This window comes from Paraburkholderia sp. BR14312 (genome assembly GCF_040948675.1).
In the GTDB taxonomy this organism is placed as follows: Bacteria; Pseudomonadota; Gammaproteobacteria; order Burkholderiales; family Burkholderiaceae; genus Paraburkholderia; species Paraburkholderia nodosa_A.
On the sequence record NZ_JBFPKI010000008.1, the window covers coordinates 163,834 to 185,214 of the forward strand.

General features: G+C 63.5%; 24 protein-coding genes. 17 read left to right on the forward strand and 7 right to left on the reverse strand.

Going from position 1 to position 21,381, the window contains the following annotated elements; all coding sequences use genetic code 11:
* The first annotated feature begins 1 nt into the window (after position 1).
* Positions 2-511, forward strand: a complete 510-nt coding sequence (locus tag AB3X98_RS23275; RefSeq protein ID WP_368603587.1) for a DUF1269 domain-containing protein — start codon at positions 2-4, stop codon at positions 509-511.
* 149 nt (positions 512-660) lie between these two features.
* Here AB3X98_RS23275 and AB3X98_RS23280 read toward each other — a convergent pair whose 3' ends face one another.
* Positions 661-1,293 carry a lytic transglycosylase domain-containing protein gene (locus AB3X98_RS23280; RefSeq protein ID WP_368603586.1) on the reverse strand — a complete coding sequence of 211 codons (633 nt, stop codon included), beginning with the start codon at positions 1,291-1,293 and terminating at the stop codon, positions 661-663.
* A gap of 553 nt (positions 1,294-1,846) precedes the next feature.
* Here AB3X98_RS23280 and AB3X98_RS23285 point away from each other — a divergent pair.
* A complete protein-coding gene (locus AB3X98_RS23285) occupies positions 1,847-2,626 on the forward strand; it encodes a response regulator transcription factor (RefSeq protein ID WP_083245472.1) in 780 nt (259 codons plus the stop codon).
* 17 nt (positions 2,627-2,643) lie between these two features.
* Here AB3X98_RS23285 and AB3X98_RS23290 read toward each other — a convergent pair whose 3' ends face one another.
* Positions 2,644-3,774, reverse strand: coding sequence for an ATP-binding protein (locus AB3X98_RS23290; protein ID WP_069267150.1), 1,131 nt, complete (start codon positions 3,772-3,774; stop codon positions 2,644-2,646).
* A gap of 328 nt (positions 3,775-4,102) precedes the next feature.
* Here AB3X98_RS23290 and AB3X98_RS23295 point away from each other — a divergent pair, with 328 nt between their 5' ends.
* The 13 genes from AB3X98_RS23295 to AB3X98_RS23355 all read left to right on the forward strand — a co-directional run bounded on the left by AB3X98_RS23295 (position 4,103) and on the right by AB3X98_RS23355 (position 15,424).
* Positions 4,103-4,684 carry an SCO family protein gene (locus tag AB3X98_RS23295; protein ID WP_342946639.1) on the forward strand — a complete coding sequence of 194 codons (582 nt, stop codon included), beginning with the start codon at positions 4,103-4,105 and terminating at the stop codon, positions 4,682-4,684.
* A 30-nt stretch (positions 4,685-4,714) separates the two neighbouring features.
* On the forward strand, positions 4,715-5,383 hold the full coding sequence (locus tag AB3X98_RS23300; RefSeq protein WP_342946286.1) for a response regulator transcription factor: 669 nt from the start codon (positions 4,715-4,717) through the stop codon (positions 5,381-5,383).
* Positions 5,384-5,571: 188 nt separating this feature from the next.
* Positions 5,572-6,033: a type II secretion system major pseudopilin GspG gene (gspG, locus tag AB3X98_RS23305; protein WP_069267147.1), complete on the forward strand. Its 462-nt coding sequence runs from the start codon at positions 5,572-5,574 to the stop codon at positions 6,031-6,033.
* A gap of 55 nt (positions 6,034-6,088) precedes the next feature.
* Positions 6,089-7,288, forward strand: a complete 1,200-nt coding sequence (locus AB3X98_RS23310; protein ID WP_069267146.1) for a type II secretion system F family protein — start codon at positions 6,089-6,091, stop codon at positions 7,286-7,288.
* 138 nt (positions 7,289-7,426) lie between these two features.
* Complete coding sequence (locus AB3X98_RS23315; RefSeq protein ID WP_368603696.1) at positions 7,427-9,031, forward strand: GspE/PulE family protein; 1,605 nt, start codon at positions 7,427-7,429, stop codon at positions 9,029-9,031.
* Positions 9,012-9,902: a hypothetical protein gene (locus AB3X98_RS23320; protein WP_368603585.1), complete on the forward strand. Its 891-nt coding sequence runs from the start codon at positions 9,012-9,014 to the stop codon at positions 9,900-9,902. Before AB3X98_RS23315 ends, AB3X98_RS23320 begins: the two co-directional genes overlap by 20 nt.
* Positions 9,899-10,429 (forward strand): hypothetical protein, encoded by a 531-nt coding sequence (locus AB3X98_RS23325; RefSeq protein ID WP_368603584.1) that lies wholly within the window; start codon positions 9,899-9,901, stop codon positions 10,427-10,429. The genes AB3X98_RS23320 and AB3X98_RS23325 overlap by 4 nt, the downstream gene beginning before the upstream one ends.
* On the forward strand, positions 10,426-10,992 hold the full coding sequence (locus tag AB3X98_RS23330) for a hypothetical protein (RefSeq protein WP_069267142.1): 567 nt from the start codon (positions 10,426-10,428) through the stop codon (positions 10,990-10,992). Before AB3X98_RS23325 ends, AB3X98_RS23330 begins: the two co-directional genes overlap by 4 nt.
* Positions 10,989-11,594 (forward strand): hypothetical protein, encoded by a 606-nt coding sequence (locus AB3X98_RS23335; RefSeq protein ID WP_368603583.1) that lies wholly within the window; start codon positions 10,989-10,991, stop codon positions 11,592-11,594. Before AB3X98_RS23330 ends, AB3X98_RS23335 begins: the two co-directional genes overlap by 4 nt.
* Positions 11,595-13,838, forward strand: a complete 2,244-nt coding sequence (locus tag AB3X98_RS23340; protein ID WP_368603582.1) for a secretin N-terminal domain-containing protein — start codon at positions 11,595-11,597, stop codon at positions 13,836-13,838. It abuts the gene before it with no gap.
* Positions 13,839-13,862: 24 nt separating this feature from the next.
* Positions 13,863-14,390, forward strand: coding sequence for a type II secretion system protein (locus AB3X98_RS23345; RefSeq protein WP_069267139.1), 528 nt, complete (start codon positions 13,863-13,865; stop codon positions 14,388-14,390).
* 9 nt (positions 14,391-14,399) lie between these two features.
* A complete protein-coding gene (locus tag AB3X98_RS23350) occupies positions 14,400-14,789 on the forward strand; it encodes a type IV pilin protein (protein WP_368603581.1) in 390 nt (129 codons plus the stop codon).
* A gap of 119 nt (positions 14,790-14,908) precedes the next feature.
* Complete coding sequence (locus tag AB3X98_RS23355; protein ID WP_368603695.1) at positions 14,909-15,424, forward strand: type II secretion system protein; 516 nt, start codon at positions 14,909-14,911, stop codon at positions 15,422-15,424.
* A gap of 97 nt (positions 15,425-15,521) precedes the next feature.
* Here AB3X98_RS23355 and AB3X98_RS23360 read toward each other — a convergent pair whose 3' ends face one another.
* Positions 15,522-16,364: an alpha/beta fold hydrolase gene (locus AB3X98_RS23360; protein ID WP_368603580.1), complete on the reverse strand. Its 843-nt coding sequence runs from the start codon at positions 16,362-16,364 to the stop codon at positions 15,522-15,524.
* A 79-nt stretch (positions 16,365-16,443) separates the two neighbouring features.
* Between AB3X98_RS23360 and AB3X98_RS23365 the strand changes: the two genes are divergently transcribed.
* A complete protein-coding gene (locus AB3X98_RS23365) occupies positions 16,444-16,875 on the forward strand; it encodes a winged helix-turn-helix transcriptional regulator (protein ID WP_368603579.1) in 432 nt (143 codons plus the stop codon).
* A 19-nt stretch (positions 16,876-16,894) separates the two neighbouring features.
* On the opposite strand, the gene AB3X98_RS23370 is transcribed toward AB3X98_RS23365, so the two are convergent.
* On the reverse strand, positions 16,895-17,761 hold the full coding sequence (locus AB3X98_RS23370; protein WP_368603578.1) for a LysR family transcriptional regulator: 867 nt from the start codon (positions 17,759-17,761) through the stop codon (positions 16,895-16,897).
* 116 nt (positions 17,762-17,877) lie between these two features.
* Here AB3X98_RS23370 and AB3X98_RS23375 point away from each other — a divergent pair, with 116 nt between their 5' ends.
* Complete coding sequence (locus AB3X98_RS23375) at positions 17,878-18,489, forward strand: NIPSNAP family protein (protein WP_342946277.1); 612 nt, start codon at positions 17,878-17,880, stop codon at positions 18,487-18,489.
* Between the two features lie 51 nt (positions 18,490-18,540).
* Here AB3X98_RS23375 and AB3X98_RS23380 read toward each other — a convergent pair whose 3' ends face one another.
* From AB3X98_RS23380 to AB3X98_RS23390, 3 genes are all read right to left on the reverse strand, one after another.
* Positions 18,541-19,818 carry an SUMF1/EgtB/PvdO family nonheme iron enzyme gene (locus AB3X98_RS23380; protein ID WP_368603577.1) on the reverse strand — a complete coding sequence of 426 codons (1,278 nt, stop codon included), beginning with the start codon at positions 19,816-19,818 and terminating at the stop codon, positions 18,541-18,543.
* Positions 19,819-19,952: 134 nt separating this feature from the next.
* Positions 19,953-20,609, reverse strand: a complete 657-nt coding sequence (locus tag AB3X98_RS23385) for a helix-turn-helix domain-containing protein (protein ID WP_069267183.1) — start codon at positions 20,607-20,609, stop codon at positions 19,953-19,955.
* Between the two features lie 281 nt (positions 20,610-20,890).
* A complete protein-coding gene (locus AB3X98_RS23390; RefSeq protein WP_069267133.1) occupies positions 20,891-21,352 on the reverse strand; it encodes a universal stress protein in 462 nt (153 codons plus the stop codon).
* Positions 21,353-21,381 lie beyond the last annotated feature (29 nt).

Below are 21,381 nucleotides of genomic sequence, written 5' to 3' on the forward strand. Positions count from 1 at the left end.
AATGCGACGCGTCTATCTTTTGCTGCCTACCGCACAGCGCGCGCGCGCGGTCGCCGGCGAACTGCTTTTGCATCGGGTCGAGTGGCGGCATATGCATGTCATCGCCAACGAGAATGTGTCGCTCGACGGCTTGCCGCAGGCATCGCTCGCGCAACGCAGCGATCTGCTTGCTTCGCTGGCTCGAGGCGCAGCAGTGGGCTGTGCGATCGGGCTGCTGGTGGCGCTGATTGCGCTTGTGTGCCCGCCCGAAGACGTACGGATTGCCGGCGGCACAGTGGTGATCCTCGCACTTTCGGGCGCAGGATTCGGCGCCGGGGTAGCGGCCGTGGTCGGCGTCGAGGTGCGCAATACGCGCTTGAAGCGCTTCGAAGAATCGATCCTCCGCGGCGAGCTTTTGATGATGATCGACGTCCCGAAGGAGCGCGTGGAGGAGATCGAGGACATGATCGAGCTTCACCATGTACAGGCGCACGGCGAGGGCTCGGACAAGACCATCGCCTTGTTTCGGTGACGTGTGCCCGCACGCGGTAGACAACGGAGGGAGAGCGTAGGACGCAGCACCGCTGCAAGTGTTCGCGTTCTACGTCGCAGAGGGCGTCCGGCCGGCTGAACTGGTCCCCAGTCGGCCGGTTCGCTATGCTCCGGGGCGTGCAATCAGGCTCAACTGGACGCGAGGAGCTGCTTGTAGCGCGTCAGCACGCGCGGAACGTACAGACGCGTTTCCGGCAGCGACGGCACGCGATAGCCGGCGCGAATCACCGCGTTTTCACCGGCGTTGTAGGCGGCCAGCGCGAGTTCCACATCGTCCTTGAACAGGTCGAGAAGAAAGCGAAGATAGCGGGCGCCGGCCAGCACGTTGTCTCGTGGATTGAACATGTCGCCGTGCGAGAATCGCGCAGCGGTATCGGGCATCAACTGCATCAGTCCCAGCGCGCCTTTGTCCGAAACCGCCTTCGGGTTGTATCCCGACTCGATGTCGATCACCGCGCGAAGCAGTTCGGGTTGAACGCGAAAGGAGCGGCTCGCTTCGTCGATCACGTCCGCGTACAGGGGGGAGTCGGCGCCGCCCGATGACTTGCGCGACCGGCGCCTGGCGCCGGGTTCGCCTGGCGGTTCGCCCGCAACGATCACCTTCAATCCCGGCTTGCCGCGCACGTTCGTCAGAACGATGGCGCCGTTGCTGTCGACGGTGCCGAAAATTTGTGCGCACGCCGGTCCCGGCAACACCGCACCGAGCATCGCGAATGCGGCAATGATCGCGTTTCCGAAGCTGGATGACGGGTGGCAATGCATCGTTGTTTTCTCCTGCACCTGAATTGTGGTGGAAGAAAAAACGGCTCGGCAATGGGGCACCTCCCTACACTTTGTGACGCGAAAGCGCGCTCAAAAAGCGCATTGCAGAAACTTAACATTCGAAATAAATGGTAATGGACGGTAATCAACGGCAGCCGCTCCGCAGTCATGCCTGGCGCCTTGATTCTTCTCGCCGGATGCAAATATCATCGATCAATTTTCACGCAATGATAAAAATGAACCGGCTTCCTGCCATCCATTGCGGCAGCTAATCTTCTGGGGATTTAAAAAGGATTCGAAAATGAAACATTTTTCGGCACTCGACGCGCGGCCGGAATGTCCCAACAAGTGGAGATGCGCGCCGTTGCTTGCTCTGCGCGAAGTGGCGTGAACCTTGCGAAGGGCAGGTACACACACAGTAACCCGAAAATAACACAAAGCTAACAGTTAGGAATTCGAATGTAAAGAGTGAAAGCTGTGTGGAAGGGAAGATTTTCGTCGAAGCGTTAATGCGGTGAAGACGGCCGAGGGCACGGGTACCGGGAGACAAGACGTGAACATGAAATGTCGCGTTGTAATCGCAGAGGATCACGATCTGCTGCGAAATGGTCTACGTTCGATGCTGTGTGCGCAAGCCGACTACGACGTCGTCGGCGAAGCGCGTGACGGCAAAGAGGCCTGCCAGCAGGCGATGACACTCGCCCCCCAACTGATCCTGATGGATCTGTCGATGCGGGGGATGAACGGCATCGACGCCAGCGCGACAATCAAACGGCGATCGCCGGGCATCCGGATCATCGCGCTCACGGTGCATCAAAACGAGGAGTACGTGCGGGAAGCGCTGCGTGCCGGCGTCGACGGTTACGTGCTGAAGGACGTCTCGTTCGAGGAACTGCTGGTCGCGATGCGCTCTGTCATGCAGGGCAAGAAGCATCTGAGTGCGGACGTCTACGGGTTTATGGTCGACTCGTTCGTCAGCGGCCGCGAAGCGCCCGCACCGAAGCATGCGTGGGACGTGCTGACGGCGCGCGAGCGCAGCGTGCTGAAGCTGATCGCGGAAGGACGCACCAACCGTCAGGTGGGACAATATCTGAACCTGAGTCCCAAGACGATCGAGAAGTATCGCGCGAGCATGATGCACAAGCTCCATATCGCCAACCTGACCGAACTGGTTCTCGTTGCGATGAGCATGGGTTTGCTGACGTCGCTCGCCGCCAAATGCGCTGAGCCGGATGTGGACGACGAGCATTTGCCGGAACGCGCCGATCCGGCGCCGGGGCCGGGGCCAGGCGGCGAAGAGCCCGAATGCAGGCTGGGCGAGACGGGAACCTGAATGCGGCGAGGGCGGCGCTAGCGCGTCCAGGTCGCGCAGACGAGGGTCCCGGTTGCGGCGGACGACTCGATCGAAAACGCGCCGCCGTGCATCTCTACACGGTGCTGCATGCCGACGAGTCCCAACCCTGTTGTATACGCTTCGTCCGTGGCGAATGGATGGTTCTCGTAGCCAATGCCGTTGTCCCGAATCGTCAACATCAGGCGGGCCGCATCGCTGCGCAGGCTGAGCGAGATTTCGGTCGCCGCGGCATGCTTGACGGCGTTATTCAGCGCCTCCTGAGCCACCCTGAACATGTCGGCTTTCAGATGCTCGGGCACGTCCTTATCCGCGACATCGCAGTCGAACACGACCGACATCGCCCCCGTGCCGCGTTCGATGCGCCGGCACAGCGAACCCAATGCCGCGGGCAGCCCCAGTTTGTCGAGCATGAGCGGCCTTAGTTCACCGCATATCTGCCGCACGTCGCCAATCGTTTCGCGGATCCTGAATACGGTCGAATCCAGCAGCTGCACCGCATCGTCGACCTGACCGCGGCGTATGCGCATCAGCGCGTCCTCTGTCATCAGCTTGACGAGGGTGAGCGCCTGGCCGAGGCCGTCGTGCAACTCCGAAGCGAGCCGCTGGCGCTCTTTCTGCTGACCTATCATCAGATACGTCTGGCACAACCGCTCGCTTGCGTCGAGCAACTCCGAGTCGGCAGACCCGGGCTCGATGATCAGCGGTTCTTCGAAAAGCGTCAGCAAGACGCCCGAATTCATCGTCTTCGCGGGCACCCATTGCTGATGCAGTGCAAGCCGCGTTGGGTGACCGGTTCGGCCAGTGAGCAGGGCCTTGAACGAATGAAACTCGCGAGCCGCGCTGGCGGACAATTCGTCTGTCAACGCCGCATGAGCGTCGTCGGGCGCAAGATCGACGAGACGCTTGCCGACGAGTTCGGCGCTCGAGTAGCCGAGCAGTGCGGCCGCGCTGCGGTTTGCCGACACGAAGATTCCAGCGGGCGTGAGAATCGCAAGCGCTGCGCCGCGCGCATCGGTGACGACGCCGGCTTCGGGCTGACTGGCGCAGGCTGCACGACGAAGCTTGCGCATTGCTTCGATCAGATCGAGCAATCTTACCTGCGGTCCTCCAGGCTGAATCGCATCCATTGGAGCTCCCCCCGATGCGTCGATATAAGCAGATCGTAAGAATATCGGGATTTTAGGCCGTGATCGGTGCGGGCCGCAACGGGTAATGTGCGGGCTCGTAGTATGGGGACCCCCCCATTGCACGGTGCGGGTTTTCCATCAAGCGGGCATACCCTACCGTCGTTTGGGGTCCCTCCACCCATGACGCTCGTTGGCAAATTCATGACACTGGGCTCGCAAGGGAGTGAAAGCGCCGCGACCTGCGCATCGCGAGAAGCGACCTTTCTCCTCATTTCTGGAGACCGGTATGAACAGGACTGCAAAATTAAGGCTTGGGGTGCTGGCTGGCATGGCACTCGCGGCAACCGCGGCATGGAGCGCACCGGCCGATGACGCCGCCGCCGATCCTCACATGCACCATCACATGATGGCGGGTATGACGACGCGCACGACCGGGCAATACACGCTGCCTTCGGTGGACCTCGTGCGCGACGACGGCAAGACCGTTTCGCTCGTCGACGAGTTGAACGACGGCCGTCCGGTGATCGTCACGTTCATCTATACCACCTGCACGACGATCTGCCCGATGACCAGCCAGACGCTCGAGCAATTTCAGAACGATCTGGGCGACGATCGCAACAAAGTCCATATCGTCTCGATCTCGATCGACCCGGAACAGGACACGCCCGCACGCCTGAAGGCCTATGCGGCCAGGTTCGAAGCCGGCCCCGAGTGGCAGCACTATACCGGCACGGTCGAGGCGAGCATTGCGGCGCAGCGCGCGTTCAACGTCTATCGGGGCGACAAGATGAATCACACGCCGGTTGCCTTCCTGCGCGCCGCACCGGGCAAGCCCTGGCTGCGCATCGACGGCTTTGCCACGCCTTCTGAACTGCTCGCCGCCTATCACGATGTCGTCGCTTCCAACTAGGCCTGCAGTGTCCCGCAAGGAGCGACGAAATTGGAAAAAAGACATCGTGTGCTGATTGCCGAGGACCAGCATTTATTGCGCAGCGGACTTTGCCGCATGGTTTCCGAACTGGACGACTATTGCATCGTCGGCGAGGCGAGCGGCGGGCTCGAAGCCCATCGCCTCGCGAGAGAGACGCTGCCCGATCTGGTCCTGATGGATCTGACGATGCCCGGCGGCAGTGGCTTCGAAGCGATCACCGCGATCAAGCGCGAGTTCCCGCGCGTCCGGATCATCGTCCTCACCGTTCACTGGAGCGAAGACCACGTGCGCGAGGCGTTCGCCGCGGGCGCCGACGGCTACGTGGTCAAGGACGCGTCGTTCGATCAACTGGTGCGGGAAATGCGCTTCGTGTTGCAGGGCAAGCGGGTGGCCGGCGCCAACCGGATCAGCGGGGGGGCGCACGGATCGCAGGAGGACTTCGCCCACAAGGCGCAGCTCTGGAACGCGTTGACGGGCCGCGAACGCACGGTGCTGCGGCTCGTGGTAGAAGGGCACACCAACCGCCAGGTGGGCGAGTGCCTGAGCCTCAGCCCCAAGACCATCGAAAAGCATCGCGCGAACCTGATGCGCAAGCTCGGCATCCGGAACCTGAACGGTCTCGTGCGCATTGCGATCGACATGGGCGTGCTGTCGTTGCCCGACGACGAGCATGTGTGAAATCCCTCCAGACGCGATCGTGCAACTGGAGGGTCTTTACCCATGTCTTTGGACGGCACTCCCTACTACTTGCCCGTATCGACCTGAACAAGAATGCATTGAACGGCTTCAGCGGCGCTGAAGCGGTGAGTCGATACAGGGGGGGAGCCGTGCACAGCGAATCGACCTCTATCCAACACGGTGTGCCGATGCCCGAGTCAAAGGCGCCGCGGCGTTGCGCCGGTCGTGCGGCACCGGCGCGCACGTATGCGCGCCGCGGCTTCACGCTGCTCGAACTGCTCGTCGTGATGGTCATCATCGGCTTGCTCGCCGGTCTCGTTGCGCCCCGATATTTCGAACAGGTCGGCAAGTCGAACGTCAAGATCGCACGTGCGCAGATCGTGTCGCTCGGCCAGGCGCTGGATCAATACCGGCTCGACGTCGGCGCTTATCCGACGACCGAAGAAGGCCTGGAGGCGCTCGTGGAGAAGCCGCAGAATGCCACGCGCTGGAGCGGGCCGTATCTGCAGAAGGCGGTGCCCGTGGATCCGTGGGATCGCCCGTATCAGTATCGTTCGCCTGGCGACCATGGCGACTACGACCTGTTTTCGCTCGGCAAGAACGGACGCGGTGACGGCACGGGCGAGAACGTCACGATCTCGTCGTGGTAGGGGCGCGCGGCGCGGTCGTCGCGCCGCCGGTGGGTTGTCTGCAAGGAGGTTCGACGTGAAGTACGTGCTGCGTGTCTTCGATACGAATGGCTCGGTCCAGACGCTTCGCATCGACAGCGAAACGCCCGCGGCAGCCACGGCACTCGCGCGTTCCCGCGGTCTGCGCGTCGTCTCGGTGCGCGCCGAGGGCGGCCGGCGGCAACGTGCGAACCGGCTGGGGCTTCCCGGAGGCCGGTTCAACGTCGAACTCTTTGCGCGCGAGCTAGCGGCGCTGCTCGATGCGGGCGTGGGCGTCGTCGACGCGTTGCGCACGCTCGGCGGCAACGAGCGCCGCGAGACGTCGGCGCAAGTGTATCGCGACCTCTTGCGTCAGCTCGAAGAGGGGCACTCGCTGTCCGCGGCGCTCGAGCACGCAAGCCATATCTTCCCGCTGGTTCTGGTTGCCTGCGTGAAGGCGAGCGAGCAGACCGGCGGCCTTGCCGACAGCCTTACGCGTTACTCGCGCAACAGCGCGACGCTCCACGAGCTGCGTGCGCGTGTGGTGTCCGCGGCGATCTACCCGACGGTCCTGCTGTTCGTCGGCGCGGCGGTCGTCCTCTTCCTGCTCGGTTTCGTGGTGCCGCGCTTCGCGAGCCTGCTCGAACACAGCGGGCGCGAGCTGCCGCTGCTGTCACGCATGCTGATGGCCTGGGGCGGGTTGGTGCACGCGCACGGGTCCGGGCTGTCCGTGAGCGTCGCGGTGCTGGCCGTGGCGACCGGCTTCGCCTTGCGCCGCCCGTTCGTGCGCAACTGGATCGCCGATCGCATGCTGGCGCTGCCCGGTATCGGGCAACACTTTCGCGTGTTTCGTCAGTCGCAGTTCTATCGCACGACGGCCATGCTCGTGGATGGCGGCATTCCCGCCGTGAAGGCCTTCGACCTCGCACAGGGCCTGGTTGGACGAGCGGACCAGACGGCGCTCGCGGGCGCGCTGCACCAGGTGCGCAACGGCGCGAAAGTTTCGGATGCGTTTCAGGAGGCGGGGCTCGCCAACGCGATCGCGTACCGCCTGTTGACGGTCGCCGAGAAGACCGGCGGTCTCGGGCCCGTGCTCGACCGCATCGCGGCGTTCCAGGAAGCGCAGGTATCGCGCACGATCGATCTGATTTCGCGCTTGATCGAGCCCGCGATGATGATCTTCATCGGCGTGGTGATAGGCGGGATCGTGGTGCTGATGTACATGCCGATCTTCGAAATTGCGTCGAGCATTCAGTAAACCGAATTGGGGAAGCACGTGGATACCGTCATCGCCCAGCCGGATGGCCCACAAGCCGAAGCGCGCGCCGATCTGCGCGGCGCACTGAGAGCGCTCGGCGAGCGGCATGGTTCCGGCATTCGCGCGCTCGAGGAGCTGATGGCGCAAACCGCGCTCAGCGCGGACGAACTGCGCGTGCAACTGGCCGCGCTGTTCCGCATGAAGTCGATCGGCATGCGTGAGCTGAATCAGCTCGAGCCGGATTTCGAAGTGATTTCGTTCGTCGAAGCGACGACTCGCCTCTGCGTGTGCTTCCGCGATCGCGACACCACTCACGGGCTGCTGTTCGCGATTGCCGATCCGCTCGATGCGCGCACGCGCGGCTGGGTCGAGCATCGGATGCGCTCGCAGCCGGGCGTCCCGTATAGCTGGGCGCTCGCGAGCGCGGGAGACATCAATGCGTATCTGACCGTGCGCGAAAAGGACGTGCGCGCGATGGATTCTCTCGCGTTCGACGATCCGATCCAGAAGACGGTCGATCCGGCCTCACTGGCGTTGACGCTGCAGGGCATCAGCAGCGACGACAGTCCTGTGGTCAGGCTGCTCAACTCGACGATCTACGACGCGCTCAAGATGATGGCGAGCGACATTCACCTCGAATGCCGCGCCAATGGGCTGATGATCAAGTGCCGCGTGGATGGCGTGCTCGCCGTGGTCGGCCGTGCCGAGGGACGCGACGTCGCGGACCAGGTGCTCTCGCGCGTGAAGGTGATCTCCGAGCTCGATATCGCCGAGCGCCGTGTGCCGCAGGACGGCCGTTTCAAGGCGCAGTACGCGGGGCGCGAAATCGACTTCCGCGTCTCGATCATGCCGAATCAGTTCGGCGAGGATGCGGTGCTGCGGATTCTCGACCGCTATCAGCTTTCGCAATCGGCGGGCGGTCTGACGCTCGAGGCACTCGGTTTTCAGGAGGCCGATACGCGCTTCATGCGCAAGCTCGCGTCGATGCCGTACGGCATGCTGCTCGTCACGGGTCCGACCGGCAGCGGCAAGACGACGACGCTCTACGCGATCCTCACGGAAATCAACAACGGCCTCGAGAAGATCGTGACGATCGAGGATCCGGTCGAATACCAGCTGGGCGAAATCCTGCAAATTCCGGTCAACGAGGCGAAAGGGCTCACGTTCGCCCGTGGGCTGCGCTCGATTCTTCGCCATGACCCGGACAAGATCATGGTCGGGGAAATCCGCGATCCGGAGACAGCGCAGATCGCCGTGCAGGCGGCACTGACCGGGCACCAGGTATTCACGACCGTCCACGCTAACAACGTGTTCGACGTGATCGGCCGTTTCACCAACATGGAGGTCGATCCCTACAGCTTCGTCTCCGCGCTCAATGGCGTGGTCGCGCAGCGCCTGTTGCGGCAATGCTGCCCGGACTGCGTGACCGAAGACAGGGTGGACACGGAAACGCTCATCCGCTCGGGCATCGACCCGGACGCTGCGGGCAGCTACCTCTTTCGCCGCGGCGCCGGCTGTGGCACATGCCGAGGCAGCGGCTATCGGGGACGGCGTGCGATCGCCGAGGCACTGCGCATGAACGACGAGTTGCGGCAACTACTGTCGGAGCGGGCACCGCTCGGTCAAATCAAGGCTGCGGCGATGCGCTACGGCATGCAGACACTGCGCGTCGCCGCGATCGATCTGGTGAAGCGCGGCGAAACGACTCTCGAGGAGATCAATCGTGTCACGATGGTCGAATAGTCCGGTTGCGATCGGAGTCGGCACACGCGAGATCGTCGTCGGGGTACGCGCGCCCGGACTTCTGCGGCCGCGCAAGCACCTGCCGCCTGCGGAACCGGCCAGCTTCACGATTCCCGATGACCGGTACGGCACAGAGGCGGGTTTGCTCGACGCGCTGCGCGCTGCGCTCGCCGCCACGCCCGGCGCGGATGCCGCCGATGCGGATGGTCAGGCGCCCCGCGCAACGAAGGCACCGACGCGCAATGCACACGTGGTACTGGACGACTTCTGGGGCATCCACGCGATATTGCGCGGCGACTTTCGCACGCTGCGGGCGCGCGAGCTCGAAGAGGTCGCGCTGGCCCATTTCACCGACACCTATGGGGTCGACGGCGCCACGCTGCTGGTGCGCTTCTGCGTGCAGCAGGGCGGACGTGCGCTGTTTGCGAGCGCCATGTCGCGCGCGCTTCATGACGGCATTCATGAGGCCGGCGCGTCCGGACATCTGCGAATTGCGCGCCTGAAACTGGGCCTGCCTGAAATGCTCAATTGCATCGACGTTGCAGCGGGCGGCGACGCACTGCTGATGTTCGTTGCGGACGAACTGATGCAGGCCGTGATGATCGAGCGGCGCGGCTGGGCCGCCTACGATGCGCAGCGCCTGTTTCCCGGCGATGCGGACAATGCGTCACGGCTTGCCGAACTGGCCGAGCAACTGTTCGAACGTTCGGCGACGCGAGCGGGCCTCAAACGAGAGGACTGCACGATCTATCTGTTCGGCAACGACACCGACCCGGCGCCGTTCGAAGCGCGTTTTGCGGCCGCGGTTCGGCCGGCACAGCCGGCGACGGACAACTCGCCCGCGCGCCGGCTCATGGAGTATGCGCAATGATCCAGGTCCTCGATATCGACTTCGGCAGACGGCGTGCGCGCACCGGGACGAGCGGCCTGATCCTGCTGTGTGTCGCCGTTCTGCTGCTGCTCGGATGCGGCGCGCGGCTTTGGCGTGCCTATGCCGAGAGCGATCGCGTGCAGGCGCAGCTCGACGCCGTGCGCCATCGAACGTTCGCGCAAAGGCACGCGGTGAAGCCGCCGCCTACGCTGGCTGCGAGGCTCGCGGAAAAGCAGAGCCTGTCGATACTGCGAGAACTGACCGTACCGTGGCAGGACCTCTTTTCGATCGTGGAAGATTATCCGGATCATGACGTCGCGCTGATCGGCATCGACCAGAACCCGGCGCAGAGCCAGATTCGTATCACCGCCGAAGCGAAGAATGTCGACGCGATGATTGCGTATCTGAAGTATCTGCAGACGAGCGTGTTGCTGCGCGAAGCGGTACTCAACGACCATCTGGTGGAGAACAACGTGTCGGGCAAGCCGGTTCGTTTCCAGATCACCGCCGTCTGGAGGAAGTCATGAATGCGGCTCCGTTGCGCGACCGGCTACTGACACTGCGATTCGAGCTGCGGCGTCTGTTCGGCCTGCCTGGATTGATCGGCATCCTGATGATTGGCGCGGCGGTACTCATGTGCGCCGAGATCGCCAGCGTGGAGGCCGATACGAAGGAGATGCAGGCACCGGCCCATGTCGTCGAGGCGGCCCAGACGCGTCATGCAATCGGCAAGCACGATGCGCAGGTCGATGCGGTCGCGCTCGAGGCGTTGCCCGAACTGTTTCCGCGCTTTTCGCAGAGTGCGGATGATATCGCGTCCATCTTCGAACAGGCGCGCGGCAGCAAACTGACACTCGGGTCTGCCGAGTATCAGGTGAGCACGGATGCGGGCGCGCGCTTCACACGCTATCAGGTGATGCTGCCCGTCAAGGATCAGTACAGCGCAATCCGGCATTTTCTCGCGTTGGTGCTCAACAACGTGCCGAATGCAGCGCTGCGGGAAATCCATGTCGAACGTCCCGCGGTGGACGGCAATATTCTCGATGCGCGGGTGCGCTTCGAACTGATTTACCGGAGCGCCCAGCCATGAAACCCGCTCTGCCCATGCGTGTGCTGTTGGTGTTTTGCGCAATCGCGGCCGCCGGGGCAGGGTATCGCGTGCTGGTCGCGGCGCGCCAGATGCCGGCGCAGGTCGTTGCGCTCGACAGCCAGCGTCGCATCGATATGCATGCGAGGCTGGATGCCAGGCGTCATACGCATGCCACCGAGGCGGCCGCGAAGGCAGCGGCGACTGCGACTGCGTCTGCGTCTGCGGCGTCGGCGTCGGCGTCGTCGGCGGCCCGTGCGAAGCTCGTCTCGTTGCGCGCGCCGCTTTCGCTCGAATCGGCCCACGATCCCTTCACGGCGTCATCGTGGCTTCCGCCGCCGCCCGTCGAAGTGCCGGCCGCGCCGGTGCGGCCCGCGCCGCCCACTGCGCCGCCCGTGCCTTTCGCCTACGTGGGGCAACTCGATGCCAAGGCGGCAAAGCCGCAAGTCTTTCTCAGCAACGCAGACCAGTTGCTGATCGTGTCGCCGGGCGACGTGATCGACAACCAGTACCGCGTCGAGTCCGTGTCGGAGTCGGACGTCGTGTTGACCTATCTGCCGCTGCACGAAAGACAGGTGGTCGCCATTCCACGAGAGGACAAGTAAATGAAAACCTCACGCACACGGGGTGCGGGCCGCGACTCAGGCAGCGGCCCAGCAAGACGCCTCTCGCCAGTCATCTGGCACCCTGTTCCTCGCCCGGACGCGATTCAGGTCGCGAGAAGACGCGCGCTTGCCATTGCGGTGTCCGTGCTCGCCTTTAGCGGCTGCATGCACGTGCCGAACGTGCATGACGATCCGACCGACGCCCAGGCGAAGGTCGACTATCTGAACCAGCGCAACGCCCAGGTCAACACGCTGCTCGACCAGGCCGATCAGTACCGCAAGAACTATCAGTACGACGAAGCGATCCGCAATCTCTTCCAGGCGTACGACATCGACCCGACCAATGAGCGTATCCGCAAGATCGGCCTGCAGATCGATCAGGACCGCAAGGACCTGGCCATCCTCCAGGAGGCCCAACGCATGATGAAGCGCGGCGCGTATGCGCAGGCGGCCGAGCGGGTGCACCGCGTGCTGGTGGAGAACCCGACCAACACCCTTGCGCAGCAGATGCAGACTGAACTCAACGCCAAACTCAGCCAGCAGCGCGCGGATCGCGATGACAAGCTTGCGGCTTCGTCGATCATGCAGAAGCCCGTGACGCTGCAGTTTCGCGACGCGAACGTGCGCATGGTGTTCGAAGCGTTGTCGCGCACCACGGGATTGAACGTGATCTTCGACCGTGACGTCCGCGCCGATCTGAAGACAACGATCTTCGTGACGAACGCGTCGGTGCAGGACACGGTCGACATGATTCTGATGCAGAACCAGCTCGACAAGAAGCAACTCAACGCGAACACGCTGTTCATTTATCCCGCCACGCCTGCCAAGCAGCTCGAATATCAGGAGCTCAAGGTGCGCACGTTCCAGCTGTCGAACGTCGACGCCAAGCAGATCCAGCAGTTGCTCAAGAGCATTCTGAAGGTCAAGGAAGTCGTGATCGACGAGCGTGCGAATACGGTAACGGTTCGCGGCACACCCGACACGATCAAGGTGGCCGAGGAAATGATCGCCGCGCAGGATTTGCCGGACCCCGAGGTGATGATGGAAGTCGAGGTGCTGGAAGTGTCGCACGAGCGCCTCACCGATCTGGGTATCGACTGGCCCAACTCGTTCACGATGTCGACGCCGAGCACCGCGACGACATGGGGCCTGCTGCATCATCTGACGATCAATGAACTGAATGTCAGCAGCCTCTCGGCCACGGCGAACTTCAAGCTCACCGATACCGACGCGAATCTCCTCGCGAGCCCGCGTATCAGGACGCGCAACAACGAGAAGGCGCGCATCATGATCGGCGATAAGGTGCCGGTGATTTCGAGTTCCAGCACGCCGAGCACGAGCGGCCCGTCCTATACGCAAATGATTCAGTACCTCGATGTCGGCATCAAGCTCGAGGTGCAGCCACGGGTTTATCGCGACGGCGACGTCGGCATGCAGCTGAATCTCGAAGTCAGCAACATCACGAATACGATTTCGAGCAGCAATTCGAACGGCCTGAATTCGCTCGCCTATCAGATCGGCACGCGCAGCGCCTCGACGAGTCTGCGCTTGCGCGATGGCGAAACGCAGATTCTCGGCGGCCTCATCTCGGACGAAGACCGCAGGAACGCCAACAAGGTGCCCGGTCTTGGCCAGTTGCCGGTGCTGGGGAGGCTCTTCTCCAACCACCAGGGCGACCACGTCAAGACGGAGATCGTGTTGCAGATCACACCGCACATCGTCCGGCCGCAGCTTGCCGCCGATGCGGATACGCAGGAGTTGTGGTCGGGCACCGATGTCAACGTGCACGCCGATCAGCTCCGGCTGGACCCCGTCGTGGCGAACGCGGCAACGTCCATGTCGCCTGCGGTGAAGCCGATGCCGGGCATGGTCGGCGGCGGTACGGTTGGAGGCGCGTCGTCGCGAGGCGGCGCCGAGGCGTACCCCGCGCTGCCGTCGCCTTCGAACGGCGCGTTCGGGCAAATGGCCCCGCCGCCGCGCACGACGCCGCCCCCCGAACCGTACGGCGGACGCTTCTCGCGAACACCCACGCCGCAAGCGGCTCCCGCGCCGCAGTCCGGCCAGGGCGCGGCGCCGGCATCGGCCGAACCAACGGCCGCGGAGCAGGCGGGTGGCGAAGCTGCGGCCGCCGCGGCGCCACCGCCCGCAGCGCCTGCGCCCCCCGCACCGCCGCCGATGCTGACGATGCCGCCTGGGACGATGCCGAGCGATAACCCGCTTCGCCCCGTCGAGGGTGGGTACTGAGCCGTGGCTACCGGAACGGCAACGATGCGCCTGCGCGCCGCACGCCAGTTCGAGCAGCGTGGATTTACGCTGATCGAACTGGTCGTCACGCTCGCGCTCGTCGGCATTCTCGCGCTAGCAATCATGCCGTTTTCGGAGCTGATGGTGCAGCGTCAGAAGGAGCAGCAGCTAAGCGACGCATTGCGCGAGATCCGTACCGCGCTCGACGCCTACAAGGAGGCGAGCGATACCGGTCTCATCGACAAGGACGCCGAAGCATCCGGCTATCCGCCGACGTTGAGCGTGCTCGTGACGGGTGTGAAAAACGCCAGGGATCCGAAAGGCGGGCTGCTGATGTTCCTGCGTCACGTGCCGCGCGATCCTTTCTTTAGCGGCGACCCGGACACGCTTGCCGAGGATACCTGGAGCGTGCGGTCTTATGGAGAGCCGCCGGATCAGGCAGCGGGCGGCGACCCGGGCATGAGCAGCGAACAGGCTGGCAAGGATGTGTTCGACGTGTCGTCGAAATCCGATCGCGTCGGCATTAACGGCGTCCCGTACAAACAATGGTGACGATGCATCATGAAACCCGCTCGCACTCGCAAGGCCCGTGGCTTCACGCTGATCGAGCTCGTCGTCGTGATGGCCATCATCGGCCTGCTTCTGACAATCGCGGTGCCGCGCTACATGCACAGCATCGAACGCGGCAAGGAGCAGGTCAGGCAGCAGAACGTCGCGGTGATGCGCAACGCGATCGATCAGTACTACGGAGACAACGGCCAGTATCCCGAGACACTCGACGAACTGGTGGCGAAGCATTACTTGCGCGCCGTTCCTGTCGATCCGGTCAATGGCGACGAAAAATGGGCGGTAATCGCTTCGCCGGACGAAAACAAGCCGGGCGTCTACGACGTGGCGCCGGCAAGTGCTCCTCAGGGAGCGCCACCGCGCGCAGAGGGGAGCGCAAAATGATCCGCGCGGCCTGCACGGCACGTGTCGCCTCGCGCGCGAGAGCGCGCGTGAGGCGACGCTCGCGGCCGCGTGCCGCGCGTGAGGGCGGGCTGGTGCTGCTGACGCTCCTGATTGCGCTGATGCTGATGTCGATTGCCTTGGCGGGGGCGCTCGACGTGTGGTCGCTGCAACGCCGCCGCGAGCAGGAGAAGCAGCTGCTGTTCGCCGGCAACCAGTACCGGCTCGCGATTCTGAGGTATTACCGCGTCGGCCGGGCTTATCCCGCATCGATCGACGAACTGCTCGACGACCGACGATTTCCCAAGCCCTTGCATCATCTGCGCTTTGCCTATCCGGATCCGGTCACGGGCAAGAACGACTGGGTGCCCATGCTGCAGGGCGATCGCTTCTACGGGGTCTTCAGCCGCTCAGACGAGGCCACGATCAAGCGCGCCGGATTTCCGCGGCAGTACGAGGATTTCGAGGGGGCGCAGACCTACGACGGCTGGAAGTTCCTGTTTCTGGCCCCCGGCCTGCGAACCACGCAGAGCAATGCCGGCGGCCTTGCCGCGCCCAGTAAATCGACCGGCTTTCCTGCGCTTTCTGGCTTCGATGGCGGCTTCCTGCCGGGGCAGCGGGTGCCCGGGTCAAGGTAAACCGATCTTGCTCGCCATCGTGTCGCGACGGCGCTCATCCCGATAACCGGGATCATGCCGAAGCGGTGTGCCCCTGGCGAAAACCAATGGCGACCGGCTAAAGCGAATCGATCCATGAAGCCACGGCGGCGTTCACGTCATCGGGGCGGTCCTGCATGATCCAGTGACCCGCATTGGACCATGCTTGCACTTTCGATTTTGGGTGCGAGAACCACGGCCGCATCCTGTCGGCCTGGACTGGGTCGATACACAGGTGATAGAAGGGGATCTGCAAGCCCGCGCAGAATCGCGCGCTCGCGTCTCCAATGCCTGTCTGATCGTCGCCAAAGAACAAAGGGGCGAAGGATTCGCGTATGACGTGCAGCGGCATGGCTTGCAGCCGGCTCGCGTGCCGACGCTTGTGAGCCGGATCGGTCGCGGGCCCGTAGACGTGCTCGAACAACGCGGCGACGACCGCGCGAGGATCGCCTGTGTTCAATTCACGCGCAGTTTTCTCGAAGACCTCAGCGGCCTCGCTTGAAAACCCGAGAGCCCCGTCGACGGAGACGACGGCGCTGACCAGATCGGGCCGGCGTGCCGCGAGACGGGCTGCGATCTGGCCGCCCATCGAATGTCCCACGACGATGAAGCTCTCGTTCGGGTAGCGCGTCGCAATCAGCGCCTCGATGTCGGCTACATAGTCCTTCGGCGAATACGCGCCGGATGGCGGGACCTCGGACGCGCCGTGTCCGCGCAGGTCGACGGCGACGACGTGATACCTGCTCGCGAAGACGGGTAATTGCGCACTCCAATCCTGCGAATCGCAGGTCCAGCCGTGCAAGAACATCACGTTCTTCCCAGTGCCGCGATCTGATACAGAAAGTCGTGCTATGGAGACGTCCGTTGGAGTGGCGAAATCGGCTACGTCGAGTAATGTTGAACTGCCTGGATCTGCTTCCATTCTGTATTCTCCGTGGTGATCGAGCGAAGCCATTCAGACTCAGGGCCCGAGGCAATTTGCGTGATACTCATGGTATACGTTGGAGATCTACGGTCAATTACGCACCACGAAGTGCGTAGATATACAGGAGGATATCTGCATGGCTTGCGAGGTTGACGCCGTATTCTTTGCGGACTGTGCCGCGCGTTCGTTTTTCGATCAGGTGGCCAACAAGTGGTCGGTGATGATTCTTACGCTGCTCACGGAGAAGCCGACACGGTTCAATGAAATCAAGCGGCGCCTGGAAGGCATCACACACAAGGCGCTCACGCAGGCCCTGAGGCGTCTCGAGCGCAATGGTCTGATTGCGCGCGAAGTGATCAATGCTTCGCCGGTGGCGGTCGAATATTCGATTACCGAATTGGGGCGCACGCTGCAAGTTCCGTTCGGCGCCGTATATGATTGGTCGATCAAGCATCTGGACGAAATCGAGCAGGCTCAGAATGCCTACGACAGAAGGGAAGGTCAGTGACGTCGATTCGGCAGGAGGTTCAGGAATCTGCAAAATGCGGTTCGCGGCTAACACATTCCACCAGAAACGCCATGACGGCCTTGACGGCCGGCGTGCGACGGAGGTCGGGATAGGTCACGAGCCAAAGCGGTGTTTCCGGCGGCGCTGCTTTTCCGCCGACCCTGACCAGTGCCGTGTCGCCATCGCCGATCATCGTCGGCAGGAGCGCGACGCCGACACCGCTTCGAGCCGCCGCCTGCTGGCCGATCACGTCGCCTGTTTCGAATACGATGGGCCGCCCGTCGAGATAGGCGCGCAGCCAGCGTTGATGACTCACATGGTCCAGTGATGCGTCATTGGCGATGAACTCCCATTGTGCCGCCGAGCGCGTGGCGTAATCATGGCTGGCATACAAGCCGAAGCGGATCGCCCCGATCCGCCGCGTGACCAGACTGGCCTCCCTGGGCTCGACCATCCGGATGGCAATGTCGGCGACACCGCGATCCAGTGGCGCGATGCCGGCGGCGCCTTCCATGACGATCTTCACCGTTGGGTTGGCTTCGCGGAACCCGCGCATGTGCAGTGCGATGCAATGGCTGCCGAGAGTGGGCGGCACGCTGATGCGTATCGTCCCGGACAACGAGGCGGAAGCACGCAACGCATAAGCCTCGATCGCCAGCGCGCCTTCGGCCATCGGCGCGGCCAGTGCGGCGATGGCCTTGCCGTCCTCGGTCAGGCGAACGCTGCGAGGCAACCGATATACCAGCTTCAACCCGAGTGCCGCTTCCAGCGACGCGACACGCCGGCCGATGGTCGCATGTTCGACCGACAGCGCGCCTGCGGCACCGGAAAGCGTCCCCACGCGCGCGAGCACGACAAAATAACGTAGATCCTGCCAGTCGAACATGGCGATTTTCCGACAGAGTGTGTGAGAAAAGAGGGAATTCTCTTCCGAATGGGACCAGTCTAATCTCGTCCGTCAAGGACGTCCGAAGGGGCGTTCATGGACTCAGGAGATTCGCTATGCATTACGAACTAACTACGCTGTCGTCCCACATTCTGAAGCTCCCCCAGGTGATCGCGAATGCGCAGACGTGGCTCGATCGTCCGGTTGCCATGGGGCGCAGGCTCGGGATCTGGACCTCGGAAAACGGCCGGCTCGGAAGCGTGCGCGTTCTGCGCGGCTTCGCCGATGCGGAAGAACTGGCGCGCGAACGCCACCGCGAGTTGCACCATCCCGATCCGTTCGGGGCCGCCAGCAGTGCCTGTACATTCGAGAGCGAGAGCTACGCCGGTTTTCCGTTTCTCCCGGCCGTTGAGCCGGGAGTCTTCGGCAAGTACTACGAGTTCCGCACCTATTGGCTCAAGCCAGGCGGACTGACGCCGACCATCGAGGCTTGGGAGGCGGCGATGCCCGAGCGCTCAAAACGGTCGCCGCTGACGCTCAACATGTACGCGCTCGATGGCGCGCCGCGCATCACGCATATCTGGCCCTGGAACAGCCTCGATGAGCGCATCGCGATTCGCGCAAAATCGTATGCCGACGGCATCTGGCCGCCGAAGGGCGGACCGGAGCAATTTTACGAAGCGACTTCCACGATCTGGATTCCAACTGTCGACTCGCCGCTTCGTTGACTGCGTCCGGTAGCTTGCCGATCGCGTTCTGCCGCGTGTTCGATTGGCGAATCAGTTGCGCACGCAACGAAAACCCGCATAAACATACTGATAACGCGGCTGAAACCAGTTGCGGAATGTCGGCCGCAACATGCACTGGGCCGTGCGCGGCGAGCCGCCTTTCATTGTGTAGTGCTGACCGTCGAAGAAGTTTGCCGAATACCCTTCATAGAACGGGAACGCCTTGAAGCCCGGCAGCGGACCGAAGAGCGTGGAGGTCCATTCCCAGCCATTGCCGTACAGGCCTTCCACGCCCCACGTGCTGGCGCTGTCCGGCGTGGTGTCGACGGCCACCGGGTTCCAGTCGCGGAAATCGAAGTTGTCGCTGCGACCGGGCAGCGCGCCGTGCGCCGCGCGCTGCCACTGTGCCTCGCTCGGCAGCGCCATGCCGCGCCAGCGCGCAAAGGCGCTGGCTTCGGCGTGGCTCACATACACGGGCCAGGCAAGCGGCAATGCGATGTCTTCGAACATCGTGCGCAGCGTCCAGCCTTCGGCGCCGCGCGACCAGAACACGGGGTGCGCCACGCGTGCGCTTTCCTTCCAGGCCCAGTCTTTGTCGTTCCAGAGTTCGCGCGTGTCGTAGCCGCCGTCCTCGATGAATTCGAGAAATGCGCCGTTCGTCACCATGTAGCGGTCGATCTCGAAGGCCGGCACGTCGACCTGCTGCTCGCCGAACTCGTTGTCCCAGCCGAACAGGCCGCGCTCGGCGGTCATGCCGAGTTCGGTGCGGCCCGCGGGCACCTGCACTGTTCCGGCCTTGACCGTACGGAGCGGGTCGGTGCGCGCGCCCGTAGCGGCGGGCGCCTGCTTTTGCTCGAACGGCAGTTGGTGGAGCATGTAGGCGAGCGTTTCGACGTGCATGAGTCGATGTTCGATTGCGACGTTCAGCAACTGGCCTGGCGTGTCGTGATTCGAGGCATCGGGCGGCAGGTCGAGCGTCGAGAGCTGCGCGTCGATGCGGTTGCGTGCATCGCGTCCGTAGGCCAGGACTTCGGCGAGGTCGGGCCAATCGGCGCGCACGTCGGTCGGCAGGCCGCCATCGACAGGATCGATGCCGAACGCGAACAGCTGGTCGAGGCGCGCATCGACGGAGGGCAGGTCGAATAGGCGCTTGTCGAAGAGGTTACGGTCAAATGCTTCCAGATGGCCGACATAGAAGACGATACGGTGCCGCTCCCGAATGGGCCGCTCGTATAGAAACTCGGGCTTGACGACGTTGAAGAGCGCGTCGCTGGCGCTGCGCGCCGCTTCGAGACGGGCTGCGAGCGTGGGGGATTGCGGGAGATGCATTTCGGCGATTCTCCTTGCGTGGGCGTAGTACGAAACTTTAACCCTGCGCAGGAGTTGTGCCAACGGCGTTGCCGCGCCAACGAGGGGCGGCGCGGGCGCCCCGGGCTGGCCAGTCGCCCGGGGTTTGCCGCGAATTACAGATGCCGCAGACCTTCGATATCGATGATACGGATCAGCTTGCCCTGTGCGTCGATCAGGCCGCGCTTTTGAAATCTCGACAGGGTGCGGCTCACGGTTTCGAGCGTCATGCCGAGATAGCTTCCCATGTCCTCGCGGGTCATGCGCAGGTTGAACTCCGCATGCGAATAGCCGCGCTGGCCGTTGCGTTCGGAAACGTCCAGCAGGAACGCGGCGACGCGTTCGTCGGCGGAGAGCGAGCCGAGCACCATCATTTGCGACGATTCGCGAATGAGCTGCTCGCTCATGAGGCGGTGCAGCCGGTCTTGCATGGCGCCGGTTTCGCGGCACAAATGCTTGAGGGCCGAGTAGGGGATGAGGCAGACCGAGCTGTCTTCGAGCGCCACGGCGCTGCAGGTGTGGAAGCCGGTGCTGATGCCGTCGAGGCCGAGCGGGTCGCCGGCCAGACGCAGGCCGGTGACCTGCTCGCGGCCGTCGCGGTGTGCCATGACCGTTTTGAGCGAGCCGGAGCGCGCGACATAGAGGGTGTCGAATGCGTCGCCGGCGCGATACAGGGCTTCGCCGCGCCGCACGCTGCGCGCGGAGCAGATCAAGGCTTCGAGCTTTGGCAGGTCGTCGAGCGTGAGGCCCTGGGGCATGCACAGGTGCCGCATGGCGCAAACCGAACAGCGCGTTGACGTGCGCGGCGCCGTTAGCGGCGCGCGATTGCTGCGGCGCACGGTGGTTTGAGAAGCGACGGTATGGTTCATCGTGGACAATGCTCATTTGATTTCTGTCCAGGCATTATCTACCGGGGTCGAATCTCAGATTAGTGGCAAAGCGACGCGCATTTAAGATGAATCGTTTTGAGGCTTGTCAGAAGCCGCTCGCGCGGCGTCTGACGGCGCGCAAGCGACTTTTCGATAACACGCAAAACCGCGTGCGCTCGACGCGACTACTCGCCGGCATTTCCGGCGGCCGAGGGGATGAGCAGGACAGGCAGCGTGGATTGCCGCACGCAGCGTTCGGCAACGCTGCCGAGGATGAGGCGCTGGAAGCCCCGGCGGCCGTGCGTGCCCATCACGATCAGGTCGGCGCCCGCGGTCTTCGCGGCGCTGAGCACGAGCGTCGGCACGTCGTCGAGCGAGGACGCTTCGCCCGTGACCATGGCGCCTTGCACGCCAAGCTCGCCCATCGCCTTGTCCATTTCTTCCGCGAGTTCGTTGCCCTGCGCAATCATCTGGTTGCGCAGGATCGACGGGTCGTAGCCGGGCGCGTCGAAATACATCGGCGTGTTCTCGATCACGTAGTACGGCTGCAGGGTCGCGCCCATCGCCTTCGCCAGGTCGAGCGCGGCTTCGAAGGCGCGGCGCGACGTGGCGCTGCCGTCGACGGCGACAAGGATGCGTTTGTACATAAGACCTCCTCTTTGAGTGGGATCGAGAA